This window comes from Moraxella sp. CTOTU49803 (genome assembly GCF_032097965.1).
Classification (GTDB): domain Bacteria; phylum Pseudomonadota; class Gammaproteobacteria; order Pseudomonadales; family Moraxellaceae; genus Faucicola; species Faucicola tetraodonis.
In genome coordinates, this window is sequence record NZ_DAMCJP010000001.1 from 765,365 (window position 1) to 780,565 (window position 15,201).

The 15,201-nt window shown below is 44.6% G+C and carries 13 protein-coding genes; 5 read left to right on the plus strand and 8 right to left on the minus strand.

Translation table 11 applies throughout. The annotated features are described in order from the left end of the window. Positions 1-225 precede the first annotated feature (225 nt). Together xseA and xseB are read left to right on the plus strand one after the other, a co-directional pair. On the plus strand, positions 226-1,758 hold the full coding sequence (gene xseA, locus RT422_RS03360; protein ID WP_313421274.1) for an exodeoxyribonuclease VII large subunit: 1,533 nt from the start codon (positions 226-228) through the stop codon (positions 1,756-1,758). A 23-nt stretch (positions 1,759-1,781) separates the two neighbouring features. Beyond that, entirely contained in the window at positions 1,782-1,976 is a 195-nt protein-coding gene (xseB, locus tag RT422_RS03365) for an exodeoxyribonuclease VII small subunit (protein ID WP_007115343.1), read from the plus strand. A 71-nt stretch (positions 1,977-2,047) separates the two neighbouring features. On the opposite strand, the gene RT422_RS03370 is transcribed toward xseB, so the two are convergent. From RT422_RS03370 to RT422_RS03380, 3 genes are all read right to left on the minus strand, one after another. Next, complete coding sequence (locus RT422_RS03370; RefSeq protein WP_313421275.1) at positions 2,048-4,096, minus strand: potassium transporter Kup; 2,049 nt, start codon at positions 4,094-4,096, stop codon at positions 2,048-2,050. Positions 4,097-4,249: 153 nt separating this feature from the next. Beyond that, positions 4,250-5,827, minus strand: coding sequence for a DHA2 family efflux MFS transporter permease subunit (locus tag RT422_RS03375; protein WP_313421276.1), 1,578 nt, complete (start codon positions 5,825-5,827; stop codon positions 4,250-4,252). Positions 5,828-5,835: 8 nt separating this feature from the next. Then, positions 5,836-7,137 carry an HlyD family efflux transporter periplasmic adaptor subunit gene (locus tag RT422_RS03380; RefSeq protein WP_313421277.1) on the minus strand — a complete coding sequence of 434 codons (1,302 nt, stop codon included), beginning with the start codon at positions 7,135-7,137 and terminating at the stop codon, positions 5,836-5,838. 295 nt (positions 7,138-7,432) lie between these two features. On the opposite strand from RT422_RS03380, the gene RT422_RS03385 reads away from it, so the two are divergent. After that, complete coding sequence (locus tag RT422_RS03385) at positions 7,433-7,990, plus strand: TetR/AcrR family transcriptional regulator (protein WP_313421278.1); 558 nt, start codon at positions 7,433-7,435, stop codon at positions 7,988-7,990. Between the two features lie 72 nt (positions 7,991-8,062). Here the strand turns inward: RT422_RS03385 and RT422_RS03390 are convergent, their stop codons facing one another. Continuing rightward, on the minus strand, positions 8,063-9,175 hold the full coding sequence (locus RT422_RS03390) for a metallophosphoesterase (RefSeq protein WP_099808095.1): 1,113 nt from the start codon (positions 9,173-9,175) through the stop codon (positions 8,063-8,065). 257 nt (positions 9,176-9,432) lie between these two features. Between RT422_RS03390 and mnmA the strand changes: the two genes are divergently transcribed. Next, entirely contained in the window at positions 9,433-10,608 is a 1,176-nt protein-coding gene (gene mnmA / locus RT422_RS03395; protein ID WP_313421279.1) for a tRNA 2-thiouridine(34) synthase MnmA, read from the plus strand. Positions 10,609-10,677: 69 nt separating this feature from the next. Here mnmA and RT422_RS03400 read toward each other — a convergent pair whose 3' ends face one another. From RT422_RS03400 to RT422_RS03410, 3 genes are all read right to left on the minus strand, one after another. Further along, positions 10,678-11,556, minus strand: coding sequence for a metal ABC transporter permease (locus RT422_RS03400; protein ID WP_313421280.1), 879 nt, complete (start codon positions 11,554-11,556; stop codon positions 10,678-10,680). A gap of 63 nt (positions 11,557-11,619) precedes the next feature. Beyond that, entirely contained in the window at positions 11,620-12,414 is a 795-nt protein-coding gene (locus tag RT422_RS03405; protein WP_284034088.1) for a metal ABC transporter ATP-binding protein, read from the minus strand. A 204-nt stretch (positions 12,415-12,618) separates the two neighbouring features. After that, positions 12,619-13,806, minus strand: coding sequence for a metal ABC transporter solute-binding protein, Zn/Mn family (locus RT422_RS03410; protein ID WP_313421282.1), 1,188 nt, complete (start codon positions 13,804-13,806; stop codon positions 12,619-12,621). A 262-nt stretch (positions 13,807-14,068) separates the two neighbouring features. Between RT422_RS03410 and RT422_RS03415 the strand changes: the two genes are divergently transcribed. Then, a complete protein-coding gene (locus RT422_RS03415) occupies positions 14,069-14,839 on the plus strand; it encodes a MipA/OmpV family protein (RefSeq protein WP_284034090.1) in 771 nt (256 codons plus the stop codon). Positions 14,840-14,906: 67 nt separating this feature from the next. Here RT422_RS03415 and RT422_RS03420 read toward each other — a convergent pair whose 3' ends face one another. After that, positions 14,907-15,176 (minus strand): hypothetical protein, encoded by a 270-nt coding sequence (locus tag RT422_RS03420; protein ID WP_284034091.1) that lies wholly within the window; start codon positions 15,174-15,176, stop codon positions 14,907-14,909. Positions 15,177-15,201: the final 25 nt, after the last annotated feature.

The following is a 15,201-nucleotide window of genomic DNA, read 5'->3' on the forward strand; positions in this document are numbered from 1 at the left end:
TTAAATGTTTAATTCATTCCTACTATTTTACAAAAAAAGCGTCGTCAAGCAAAAACAATATTATTCCTTATCCATATTCCACTTATGAATATTACATCATAAAATATAATGTAATAGTTAAAATTAACGGTTTAACAGGCTGAATCACACCTAAATCACAAATGTCACGTTGTCAGTTTTATCATTTTCGCCTACAATTTTATTTTTAGTTAACAAGAATTCGCCATGGCAAAAGCTTCCAAAACCGTTATCAAATCAATTGAAGCGCAGCTCGCACGACTGGATTTGCAAACCATCCCATTAAATCAGGCTGATGACGTATTTTTGGCGCTGCTTGACGATAGTGAGCCTGATAATAAAGCAACTACAAAGCGTGGCAGTATTGATAACTTAAGCGTTGATAACTTAAACGATGATGACTTTAGCGAACAATTAGCCATTCAAGACCGCGATAGCCAACTGCAACAGGCATTAAGCGATACTATATTGTCACTAAGTGATTATCTATCCGCTGTGCAGTTGGTGATTAGTGAAACGTTTGCCCATACCGTTTGGGTGAAAGCTGAAATCCGTAGTCTGTCAGCCAAAGGCGGTCACTATTATTTTGAATTGGCGGATAAAGATATGGAGGGCAAAGTCACCGCCAGCTGCCGCGGCACGCTATGGCGCGGTCAAGCAGCCAAAGTACTGTCAAAGTTTGAAAAAAACACTGGCATGAGCCTTGAGCGAGGCTTGAATGTATTGCTCAAAGTCTCAGCCACGTTCCATGCCCAATATGGCTTTTCGCTAAACATCGTCGATATCGACCCCACTTACACACTGGGCGATTTGGCAAAGCAATACCAAATGATTTTAACCAGACTGCATGAAGAAGGGCTGCTCGATCTCAATCAATCGCTCCCGATGCCGTTTGATATTGAGCATGTGCTCGTCATCGCGCCTGAAAAAGCCGCAGGGTTGGGCGATTTTCGCGCGGATGCCGATAGACTTGCCAGCACAGGGGCCTGTATTTTTCATTATGAGCACGCCACCTTTCAAGGCAATCACGCCCCTGAAGATATCCGCCAAGCCCTCATTAAAGGCATGAAAAATCTGAGCAAGCAGCATATTACCGCAGATTTAATAGTGATTATCCGAGGTGGTGGCGCGGTGGGCGATTTGGCGTATCTCAATGATTACGAACTTGCCGCGCTGGTAGCGGAGCAGCCGATACCGGTCTGGGTCGGCATTGGTCATGAGCGCGACCGCGTCATGCTAGATGAAGTAGCACATCAAAGTTTTGATACCCCATCCAAGGTTATCGCAGGCATTCGCAATCATTTACTCACTATTACCCAGAGCGCCAAACAACATTTTTTGACCATCGAGCAAATTGCTAAATCCAGCATCTTGCAGGCACGCCGTGATAGCGAACAACAACTTACTAAGATACAATCGGCAGCGCAGCGACAATTATCTGCCGCTAAACTTGCCATGGACAACCAATTTGTACAGATTCGCCAACTTGCCTATCAGCAAATCACCACGGCTCGTCAATCGACCGATCGACTGCGTGAGATGACATTGTTACAGCACCCGTCAACCGTATTAACCCGTGGCTATGCGATTATCAGAACCTCCCATCCTGCCTCAAAAGATTCAGCATCAAATACGGTGATGACTTCGATTGCCCAAGCTGAACCCAATTCAACCATAACCATTGAGCTACATGATGGCTATCTACAAGCCACTGTCAATGTCAAACACCCTAAAAACTGACCTATCTATCAACAGGAACAACCATGACCGAGCCAACTGATTTTAAAAGCGCCTATGAGGTGTTAAAAACAAATGCACAGCGCTTGCAAAATAGCCAAGAGCCCAATATCGACGCGCTGATGACCATTGTAGCGCAGTCCATTGACGCCTATAAAGTATGCCAAGCGCGGATTGATGCCGTTGAAGCCTCGCTTAATCAAGCATTTGAAACAGACTAAGTTTCAATCAAGCATAAAAGCACAATAAAAAAGCCACTATCGAAGGATAATGGCTTTTTTATGTTGGGCATTTAAATTTCTACTTTGGCGCCCATTTCTACCACATTGTTACTAGGAAGTTTTAGAAACTCAGCCGCGGTGCCGGCATTACGGTGCATATGGGCAAACAATTTTTCACGCCATAATGCCATACCTTTGATGCTCTCAGATGCCACCACTGCCTCATGGGATAAGAAATAACTGACCTTGGCAGGATCGAAATCAAAGTTAAATTGCTGAATGTGTTTGAGCGAATCTGGCACATCAGGGTCATTTTTAAAGCCAAAATTGAGTACCACCTTCCAGCAATTGTGTCCCAAATAGGTCACTTCACTACGTTTACTAAGACCCACCCAAGGGGTTTCTAAGGTATTAACGGTGACAAAGATATTGTACTCATGCAAGCATTTATTGTGCTTTAAGTTTTGTTTCAACGCCACGGGCACGATATCGACTTCAGAGACCATAAATACGGCAATGCCTTTGATTTTTTTGATATTTTCAAAGAGCACTTGGCAACGCTGATTGATTAAGATTTTCTCTTGCAGTAACGCTTGCTGATTTTGCAGCTCTTGGATATTCTCAAGTGGCGCGTTTTCAATATCTTGGGTCAGCTTTTCTAATTTGCCTTGCGTCGACTCCAGGGCTATTTGTAAGCGTTTATTGGTAAAACTACCAAACAAGTCATCCAAGAAATTTTTTAAGTTAATTTGTCTTGTGGTATGGGCAATTCTCACCAAGTTACGCCCATCTCGCCAAGTCATCATGAGCACAAACATGACGCCCCCTAACAACAACGGGAACCAGCCGCCTTTGAGGAGCTTCAGCAGATTCGACGCCCAAAACAAGAAATCCACCACAAAGAATAATGAGGTCGCGGCAATACACAGTAGCAAAGGATATTTCCACGCATAGCGAATCACAAAGAAGGTCAATATCGTGGTAATCAGCATATCCGTACAAACCGCAATACCATAAGCGGCCGCTAACGCACCCGATGATTTGAACATCACCACAGCAAACGCAATTGCGATAAATAAGCCCCAGTTAATCGCTGGAATATAAATCTGACCCACTTCTTTGACATTGGTATACACAATACGCATACGCGGTAAAAAGCCAAGTTGCACCGCTTGTTTGGTGATACTAAACGCCCCAGAAATCAGCGCTTGTGACGCAATCACCGTCGCTAGAGTTGCCATCACCACCATGGGAATACGCATGGCATCTGGAATCATCAAAAAGAAGGGATTGGATTTGCCATCGGGATTGGCGAGTAAAAATGCGCCTTGACCAAAATAATTGAGCAGCAAGGCGGGCATGACAATGGAAAACCACGCGATACGAATCGGTTTTTTGCCAAAATGCCCCATATCGGCATACAAGGCTTCACCGCCTGTCACACACAACACAACTGCCCCCAATATGATAAAGGCGAGTGTCGGATTGGTCATCACAAACTGATAAGCATAGATGGGATTGATGGCTTGTAATATTTCGACATTGTGCTGAATATGATAAACCCCAATGCCAGCAATCAACAAAAACCATAGCACCATCACAGGTCCAAACAGCTTGCCGATACCTTTGGTACCAAATTTTTGCACAAAAAATAACAGGAACAAAATGGTCAGCGTGGCAGGAATTACCACACTATGCAGCCGTGGCGATACCACCGTCAAACCTTCTACTGCCGACAGCACTGAGATGGATGGGGTAATCACCCCATCGCCATAAAACAAGCAAGTACCAAATATCCCCATGGTCATGATGATTGCGTGCAATTTTGGGCGATGTTTCACCGCGCTTGATGCCAAAGCGAGCATTGCAATCAGACCACCTTCCCCTTTATTGTCGGCGCGTAGCACCAACGAGATGTACTTGAGACTGACGATGATGGTGATAGTCCATACAAATAATGACAGCACCCCATAGATATTGGCAACATTAAAGGCGACATGACCAGAATTAAAAACTTCTTTTACTGAATACAGTACACTGGTACCGATATCGCCATAAACGACCCCGATTGCCCCTAATGTCAGTGCAGGAACCGAGGTTTTAGCATGTGCTTTACTCATAAATTAACGACGCAATTTGATAAGATGGATTATTATAAGTCGAATTATAAAATTGCGGTTAAATTATATTTTGTAACCAAAGTTATCTATGTACTTGACGATAGTAACATTTTATCAGCGTCAATTTTAGATAAGTAACCTAACCCCTTATTTTTAATGGTGAAATGGCGGTTTGGCAAGCCAAATCATACCAATCAATAATAAGAACACCAAGCCAAACAGATAAAAGACCTCATTCGAGCCAATAATCAGCGCCTGTTGGTTAATATTTTGGTTGATGAGTGCCAACGTTTGGTCATAACTCATGCCAGACGCTTGCAGGCTTTTTGACCACGCATCAAAATTAGAATTTTGGGTGATACTTTCGGTCAAATAAGTATGCGCATAATTGCTGCGTCTTTCCCACACAGTCATCACCATTGAAGCGCCAATCCCGCCCGCCAAGGTTCTCACAAAGGTAAAAATCCCTGTCGCTGCCGCCATTTTATGATGCGAAATGTTGGAGAGTGCAATGGTGGTTAAGGGCATAAAAAACATGGCAGTACCCAGTCCTTGGATAAACTGCGGCCAAAACACATCCCAAAACGTCATCTGCGGATTAAAATCACTACGCCATACGAAGGTCGCACAATAAATTAAAAAACTTAAGGTCACCAAGATGCGCATATCGATGTTTCGCGCGTATTTACCAATCAAGGGCGTCAACAATACTGGGAAAATACCAATCGGTGCCGCTGCCAATCCTGCCCAAACCGCGGTATAACCCATCGTTTGCTGCAGCATGAGGGGCAATAGCACAATGGCGCCCATATATAGCAAAAATGCCAAGCTAATCACCAATGTGCCAATGGTAAAATTGCGGTCTTGAAAAATCGACAAATCAATAATCGGATGTTCCTCACCGCGCTCCCAAATTATCAAATAACTCAAACATAAAACGCTAATGACGGCTAAAGCAATGATTTCAGGGGAAGCAAACCAGTCGAGCTCACGCCCACGATCCAAGAAAAACTGCAGTGCACCCACCCCGACAATCATCAAAACAAGGCCTACTTTATCAATATCGGTCTTGATGACAGGTGTTTCGCGGTTTTTAAGTTGTTGCCATGCCAAAATAATGGCGACAATACCAATCGGAATATTGATAAAAAATATCCAGCCCCAGTGATAATTATCGCAGATATAACCGCCCAAAATCGGACCTAATATCGGCGCAGTGACGACCACCATAGCAAATAATCCAAGCGCCATCGCCCGTTTTTCAAGCGCAAAAGACTGTAATAATAGGCTTTGTGCCAGTGGAATCATCGGGCCTGCTACTGCGCCTTGCGCCACCCTGGCAATAATCAGCATCGTCAAACTATGTGACACCCCACATAGCCATGAACAAAACACAAATAAACTTGCCGACACCAAAAACACTTTGACCGAGCCATACTGACGAGCCAACCACCCTGTGAGGGGAATAGATATCGCGTTGGAAACGGCAAACATGGTAATCACCCATGTACCTTGTGAGGTCGCCGCACCCAAATCCCCTGCGATGGTCGGTAATGCCACATTGGCAATGGTCGAATCAAGCACCATCATAAACACCGCCATCGATAGGGCAAAAGTCACAATCGCAAGCGGCATCCCTGATAAAGGCGGGGGTTGATTTAGCTGACTACGGGCTGGACTATCAGTCGCTGGCTGCTCTGTATCGATATTGGGTGAAATTGCTTCCGCCATTTTTCACCTCACGATTGGTTTTGCTGGATAATTTGTTGGATAATTTTGGTCGCGCCTGACATATCGACTTGCGGCTGCAGCTGGGCAACAGGTTTGTTGCTAGCGGTCGCGGTAGCCACCTGCGGTTTGCCTTGTTGGTCTCGGCTATCCAGCTCGGCATGCATACTTAGCCCCACGCGTAGCGGATGCTGTTGTAATTCTTTGCTATCGAGTGCAATTCGTACAGGTAGACGCTGGGTGACTTTAATCCAGTTACCGGTGGCGTTTTGGGCAGGCAAAACCGAGAACGCACTGCCCGTCCCTGCTGACAAGCCAATAACTTTGCCATGATAAATAACTTCTTTACCATAGATATCAGATGTTAAATTCACCGCTTGACCTAGGTGAATGTCTTTAATTTGGCTTTCTTTAAAATTGGCATCGACCCACAAATCATGTAACGGCACAATCACCATCAAAGGCGTGCCTGCGCTGATTTTTTGACCTAATTGCACACCGCGTTTGGCAATTTGCCCATCGATGGGCGCCACGATTTGGGTACGGTTGAGATTGAGCCAAGCGGTTTGGATATTTGCTATCGCGGTTTGCACCGCAGGTTGTGATAGCACATCATTTTTACCCAAATTGGCCACTGTCACATTGCGCTGCGCTTGGGCAGTCACAACGGCAGAGCGAGCGGTGGCTTGCTTGGCAACTGCCGCATCGAGCTGGGCTTGGGCTTTTTTGACAGTGTCGGCAGCATGCTGGACTTCTTCTTGCGATACCGCTTGACTTGCCATCAAAGCGGCGCGGCGTTGATAGTCAGATTGTGCCGCAAGTAGCGCAATTTTGGCAGATTCAATTTGCGATTGCACTTCATTCATCGCAGTTTGCGCTTGCGAGATATTGACATCAGCTTGTTGGATGGTTGCGGTTTGGGTTTTGTACTGTCTGATTGCTGTGCGCAATTGTGCCTTGGCGGTTTCAAGGGCTAAGCCATTATCCGCCTGGTCTAACGCCACCAAGGTTTGCCCAGCTTTGACCATATCCGTGTCATTGACCCCAATTGCTGTCACCGTCCCCGATATTTGCGCGTTGATTTGTACTTGGTTGCCGCTCACATAGGCGTCTTCAGTACTGACTTGATAGCGCCATTGGGTAACGTATAACCATAACGTCACCGCAGCAATGGCTAAAACAATCAAGGTGAATAACCATAGGTTTTTTTTACGTTTGGATTTGGCAGGAAGTTGGGTTGTGTTATGCGTAGGTTCTAGTGTCGGTGCTGGTTCGGGGCTATCATCAACCCCAGTCGGCATGGTTTCAGCCATTTTTTTATCCTTATCGCTAAACTTGAGTGGCAAAATCTAAAAAATCCGACGGTTGACAGACGGATTTATCCTAGAAAATAGCTCGATTATGTAATTTGATATGCTTAATGGGTGGCAATATAAAACTATCCTAAACAGCCATCAAGCATCAAATAAAACATAAATGTTGCATAAGAATACAGTTAGATAGATAATGTTGTTTATTGTAAAAATTTTGCGCAATTCGTGCGATTGCTAAAATTTAAAGGCTAAGACATAAAGCGTAGGATAAAGAGCGTAAGGATACCAAAAAGCGATGAACGAAAATGATTTACGGGTCATTAAGACTGAACAACATATCGAGCAAGCTTTTCTCGCATTACTGCAGCAGAAACCTTACCGCGCCATCACGGTCCAAGATATTTTAGATACTGCAGCGATTAATCGCTCAACCTTTTATCGTCATTACGCCAGTAAAGAGGCGCTGGCAGAGAAAATGGTAAGTAATTTTCGCCAAGTGTATGAGAAGTTTTTAACCGAACGCTTTAGTGTCGCTAGTCAAGAGAATTTACTGGTGTGTTTGGAACAGTTTTGGGCGTTTATCCACACGCAAAAACAACGCATACTGGCTTTTTGGCAAATCAAAACCCCCAATATTCATTTATATGATGACATGTATGCGTTAATCAAACAAAATTATATTGAGCATGCCAAGCGTCATGGACGCCCAGGTGACTTGGATTTTCAAGGCCATACGTATGCAGGCATTATATTAAACAATTTAAGTTACTGCCTGCAGCAAGACCACCAAATGTCACTCGAGGATATTCGTAGCAATATACAACTGATGATGCAGACAGTGTCTATACAGTAATCTCTCATCATCATAATCTGCAATAACCTCAATACGCTCATTAGCAGCCAGTTTTAAGCGCTAAAGTCCTCTTTAGGATTTTTTACCGACTAAATCAATCACCCAAAGCTCCGCTTGCGAGCCCAACCGAAACGGCACACCCCAAAAACCATACCCCGAGCTTACAATCACATCGGTATTGTTGATACGCTCATAGCCGTAACCCAAACGATTTAAGAATTTGACAATGAAATTGGCAGGAAATATTTGCCCATTATGGGTATGTCCAGACACTTGCAAATCAATCGGTAATTGTACGTTTTGTTCAATCTCATTGGGCTCATGGTCAAGTAAAATTATCGGCTTATCGGTACTTGACGGCATTAAATCCTTGGTCGCTTTACGATAACTGGCATGATTATCCAGTCGTCCTACCAACCAAAGCTGGTTATCAACCAACACTTTGTCATCTGCCAATAAGGTGATATTGGCTTTTTGGATCGCATCGCGAATCTCGCCTTCATGCCCATACATATCATGATTGCCTAGCGTGGCATACGCGCCCATTGGCACTGCATTTGCTAGTTGCTGCAGCGCAGGCTGCATATTTTGCGAGGTATAGTAATCAACATTATCATCCATAATATCGCCAGGCATCAACAGCAGTTGCACGTTCTGTGCTTTCACCATCTCGGTTAATCGGTTAATTTGCCGCTCACCGACCATTAGACCCAAATGCAAGTCTGAAACCATCCCAATACGAATCGGTTTGGCAAGCGGCTGGTTGGCAGTCAAGCTGATATGACGAATGGTGGGTGTATAAGCATTATAAATACCCATCAACACCATGCCAAAAAACACGACCGGCAACAAAATGCGTTCCCCGTAAGTTTGATAACTCACGGAATTAAAAAATTGCGGGGCAACTTTCATCAACACCAGATTGATAATGCCCACCGCCACCATTGACATGATGACAAACCACAAAATAGTCAGCCAAGTCATAGACAGCTTAAGCCCAAAGCTCGTCAATCGTGCGATGCCAAATACCAATAACGCATTACTCATCACAAATAGACTAATCATCAAATAGCGAGAAGACCGATCGGATAACCAAGACCCTGCCCACCACTGCAGCCCCCGCCCCGCGCCATAAGTAAACAATTCAAACAACAATACAATGACGGTCAGAAATATCCAACGCATACCAGCCCCAAATTTTTGATAAGTAAAGGTTATATAAAGAATGTTTGTGAATTTACAATGTCGCTTTATCTATTAAAGCCAATCAGTGAATTTGAAAAAATCAATTAATATAATTTGCGCATTAAAAAACCCAACTTACGAGAATAAGTTGGGTTTTTTCGATATCGGCTCATCCGATAACGGTATTGTGGCAGGTTTATTGATTTTTAACAAGCAATAAATTTGCTATAATAACCCTTTTGGCACTTTTAAAAATTATGACATATTCAACTGCTGTTAATTTATCTGATATTGCGAGCCCTGCCAAAACCCGCGTCATTGTGGGGATGTCAGGAGGCGTTGATTCTTCTGTCACCGCCGTTTTGCTCAAACAAGCGGGCTTTGATGTTGAAGGCTTGTTTATGAAAAACTGGGAAGAAGATGACGGTACCGAATATTGTACCGCCATGACTGACCTTGCTGATGCGCAAGCGGTGGCGGATAAAATCGGTATTAAACTGCATACCGCCAACTTTGCCATGGAATATTGGGATCGCGTATTTGAGCATTTTTTGGCGGAATATAGCGCCGGTCGCACCCCAAATCCTGATATTTTATGCAACAAAGAAGTCAAGTTTAAAGCCTTTTTGGATTATGCGCTAACTTTGGGGGCGGATTATATTGCCACCGGTCACTATGCACGCCGCGGTTTTAGTGATGAAACTGGCAAAGCGCCACTACTGCGCGGACTTGATAACAATAAAGACCAAAGCTATTTTCTGCACGCGGTGGCAGGTGATAAAATCGCCAAAACCTTGTTCCCTGTGGGTGAGTTAGAAAAACCTGAAGTACGCCGAATTGCCGAGCAGTATGATTTAGCGACAGCGAAGAAAAAAGATTCTACCGGCATTTGCTTTATCGGCGAGCGACGCTTTAAAGACTTTTTACAGCAGTATTTGCCCGCTCAAAAAGGTGATATCTATACCGATGATGGCAAAAAAATCGGCACCCATGATGGCTTAATGTATTACACACTTGGTCAACGTGGCGGTATTGGTATTGGTGGGGTCAAAGATAGAGATGAGGCGCCTTGGTTTGTGTTGCACAAAGACTTGGATAATAATCGCCTGATTGTCGGTCAAGGGCATGACCATCCGATGTTACAATCCACCGAATTGACTGCCTATAAACTTGACTGGGTGGTTGATGCACCCACCCAACTCTTTACCGCCCAAGGTTATCGCTGTACCGCCAAAACGCGCTATCGTCAGCCCGATCAAGCCTGTACAGTTTTTGCCCTTGATGAAACGGGTGATACCATAAAAGTGGTGTTTGACGAGCCACAGCGTGCGGTGACACCCGGTCAGTCTTGTGTATTTTATGATGGTGATATTTGTCTAGGTGGTGGCGTCATTCAAACCATCGATGCCCCTACTAGCCTGGCTGAAGTTTAAAGTTTAATACACATCAAGATATAAACAGCGCAAATTGATACCATTTGCGCTTTTTTTATACCCTATTGATTAAGAAAAGTTCGCAGCTAAGCGTTTGTTCCACCCCGCTTTTTTTCGTAAGTACCCAATCCCCCAGCAGCTTAAATAAATCACAAATGAAATAGTGGTAATATAAGGTGAAATCGGCAGTCCAGGTCCTAACGATAGTAATATCCCGCCGACCCCAGCGGTGATGGCAAACAGCATAGACAACAAATAGACATAGATAGGTCTAGCCGTCACTTGACTCGCCGCTGCCGCAGGCGTGATGAGTAACGATAATAGCAGCAATGCACCGACAAACTGCACACTCACCGCTACCACAAGACTTAGCGCAAACATAAACAGCAAAGATAAAAATGTTAAATTCAAATGCTGTGCTTGGGCAACTTGCGGGTCAACTGCGGCAAATAACATGCGCTGACCAAATATGGCAATGATTGATAGCACAATCACTGCAACCACTAACATCGACTGCAATTCAGCGGGCGTGATTGCAACAATTTGCCCGGTTAATAAGCCAAATTTATTGGAGGAGCGACCTTGATACAAGGATAAAAACAACACCCCCAGCCCAAGCCCGAATGGCAACAAAATACCCACCACTGAGTTGCGGTTTTTGCCATCAATCCCCATGACCCCCAGCACCATGCCAGCCGTCACCGCTCCAATGACGGCGCCTAGGGTGACTGAAGACCCTAACCATAAGGCACACGCCGCCCCTGCAAACGACAGCTCTGCTGTCCCATGCACGGCAAACGCCATATCGCGTGCCTGTACCATCGGTCCAATGAATCCTGCCATCACACCCAACAATACCGCGGCCACGACGGACGTTGATACCAAGGGCAACAGCTCAGCAAAGTTATCAAAATTGATGATGGTATGTAGCCAAGTCGTGAGCAGCATGTAAATTCCAAAAGTTAAAAAACCATCGAATGTGATGGCTTGTTTTTGATTAAAGCAAATAAATTAGCGAAATCGATTGATTAAGTCGACACCACCGAGGTTGGCAGTCGCATTTTCAAGGCGCAGCACTTTATCTACCAAAGGTATAATCGGTTCGAGTTCATGGCTAATCATCAAAATCGCGGTATGATGTGCTTGTTTGCGATGGGCTAAAATATCACTAACCACATACTGGCTTGCCACATCAAGACTCAGCAGCGGCTCATCCATCAACAAAACATCAGGCTCAGCGACCAAGGCTTGGGCGATACGCATGCGCTGCTGCTCACCACCCGAGAGCATGGTAAGCGGTGCATCACAAAATGACTCACCGCCGACTTCCGCAATGGCTTTATCCACCAAGTATTTTTTTTGTTTTGCCGTCTGCCAAAAACCGCCCAAGGTTTTTTTCGGGCTAAATAGACCAAACAGATAATTTTCCCCATCTAGCCCTAGCTGCACCAAGTCCCTACCCCGAATCGGTAGTTTTGGCGCAAAGTCTTTGAGCTGTGGCACATAGCCCACTCGAATATCTCTGCCAAGCGTGATTGAACCACTTGAAAGTGGCACAAGTTTGAGTAAACTTCGCAGCAATGTGGTCTTGCCTGTACCATTGGCGCCGAGCAGTGCCACAAATTCACCCGATAAAATCGAAAAATTGACATCCTGCCAGAGCAGACGTTGTCCAAAGTGCATACTGCCATCTTTGACTTGCAAAACGACTTGCTGTGATTGGGGCAGTTTGACAAACGATTGGCAATGAATAGCCTGCGCAAACTGCCGCTCGCTATTGGCTATTTTGGTGGTTGACATGGGCATGGTGGCTACTTCTTCATCCTAACGGCAAGATGCTAACGACAAGATCCTAAAGGCAAGGATGGTTGATTGGCAATATCACATTGCAAAAAATCTGGGCTAAAAATTAAGCATTATAAGGGATAACCAGCCAATACTATACCAATTAACGCAAATTTTTCCTCAAATGCGTTAATTGGTAATCTAAAATTTTTAGGCTACTTCAGATTAGCGCGTCGCTGCCGCAAAATCATCCAGGGTTTTTTCAATAAATTGCGTATAGCTTGTCACGCCATCGGGCAGAGTTTCATAGACCGCCACAACCGGTACTGTTGATGCCTTAGCCAATGTGATTAGTTGCTTTGAGGTGGCATCTTCGGTCTGGGCATTGACAACCAACAAACCCACTTGTTTATTGCTCAGCAGGCTTTTGCTGTCATTGAGCACTTTGACCGACACCCCTGCATCCGTCTCTGATTGCACAGCATAGGCTTTTGGCGTCACATCCTTGATGCCCATGTCGGCTAGCAAATACCCGATGACAGGCTCAGTAGCAAAGGCAGTGATGGCTTTTTGCTGTCCGATTTGTTTGGCTTTGACTTTAAGCGCATCAATTTGCTGGATGAATTGCTGGGTATTTTTTGCATAAATTGCTTGATTGGCAGGTGATGTTGCAGCCAATTGCTTGTTAACCGCTTCAGCCACTTTTTTTGCTGTATCAAGGGAGAAAAACACGTGCTCATTGAAGTCACCGTGCGAGTGACTATGTACTTCGCTATGCACCTCACTGGGCACTTCACTGGACATGTGAGGATGATCTGATGGTTGCGGATCAGCGATCTTTATTTCGTGTTGGGTATCGTGTTGGTGTGGTTCACTGGCAGGCTCATCTGCCGCATTGTCGGTGTTAGGCGACAGTCCTGAAAGTGCTACGGCATTAATCACCACAGGTTTGTGGCTCACCGACTCAGCCAAGCTCATACCCCAATCATCATATCCGCCACCGTTGACCAGCATGACAGCAGATTTAGTGACATTAAGCTTGTCGGTCGCTGTGGCTTGATAATCATGCGGATCTTGTGATAAATCATCAACCCCCACAATCACATTAACTTTATCCCCTCCGACCGCTTTAGCCACCGAACCCCACACATTGGTGGTGGCATAAACGGTGGGTAATTGGCTATCAATAACGGTGTTTGATGATACTGTTGTAGCTGAGCTATTTGATGGGGATTGATTTGAGGCTGATTGCGTTGAAGTGGATGGATTGTCAGTTTGCTTTTGGCAGCCTGTTAATCCCCCCACTAGGCTCATCGTCAATGTCACCCCTGCAATTGTGGGGATTTTTAGTGGCATTAGTAGCAAAAAAGGTCGGCTAAAAAAAGCATATTCGTTAATCAATGCGTTTATCATACGGGGTCGCCAAATCAAGTATTGAGACTATAAAACATGTTATATTATAACATTTTAATGGTGTTCTCAAGGTAGCTCAAGGATTTATGCTGGCTTGGATTTCATCTATCGCACCTTTAAATTCAACTATTTGCACTGACCTTTTTATGCCATAATAAATTTATCACCTTGCTGTATGGTTCACAGGCAAATCGGTTGTCATTTTTTACGCTTTACGCCTGTCAGCACTTTTTTGTATGGCCCACTCTCACAGGATGTTTTTATGAAACAATTTTTCGCGCCTTGTCTGGTACTTGCCAGTATGTTGGGCACAACATTTGCCCACGCTGCCTCTATGCCAGTGGATACCAATGCCCGCTTTAAACTGGGTTTAAACGCGTCAATCAACCATTATGCGTACGATAAGGACAATGATGTTACTATCATGCCACAGGCATTTTATGACAATAATCGATTCTACATTGAAGGCAGTGAAGCGGGTTATTATCCTTACAAAGATGCACAGAACGAATGGCGATTGACCGCAAGCTACGATAGCCGTTCATTTGATCCAGACGATGCGAGCACAGCGGCGTTAAAAGGACTCGATGAGCGTAAATGGTCTGCTATGGTGGGCACCAGCTATATGCGCATCACCCCGTATGGTGGCTTTAAAGCGCAAGTGGAAACTGATGCGTTAGGTCGCAGTGATGGTACCAGCGCAAAAGTGGCGCATTTAAGCAGATTTAAAGCAATGGATGATAGAATCACCATTTATCCTGAGTTAGGACTGCAGTGGTACAATGACAAGTACAACAACTACTACTTTGGTGTTTCTGAGCAAGAATCGCTACGCACCGGAATAAAAGCTTATAACGCTGATAGTAGCATTACTCCCTATGTCAATGTCAGCGCCAGTTACGCCATTTCGCCACGCTGGAGTGCGTTTATCAGTCAGCATTTAGAATATTTGAGCGATGAGCAAAAAGACAGTCCACTGGTTGATAACCGTGTCGATAGCAAAACTAAAATTGGCTTTAACTATCAGTTTTAATGCCTAGTTTACCAATGGATAGTTGACCCATAAAAAGCGCAAATTGTTTGATTTATGCTTTTTTTACTTACAAGAAAGGATTATTTACTTCGTCCACGTGCGACGCTTGCTGCTGTTGCGTGGCAGATTTTTCCACCGTTTGCACTTGATGGGCTTCTAAATACGCAACGATTTGGCTCAATACATCTTGTAATTGTTTTGCCGTGGCTAAACTTTGTTTATCCAACGTAAAGGTCGCACTGCCATAGAGATTGACTTGCTCTCCTTGATTCTCAAGGGTAAATTCGCCCAAGCCAACGCTTTGGCTATCATTTTGAAATGGTTTAAAAGCACTCATCTTTTTCCCCTGTTTAGTTACTGAT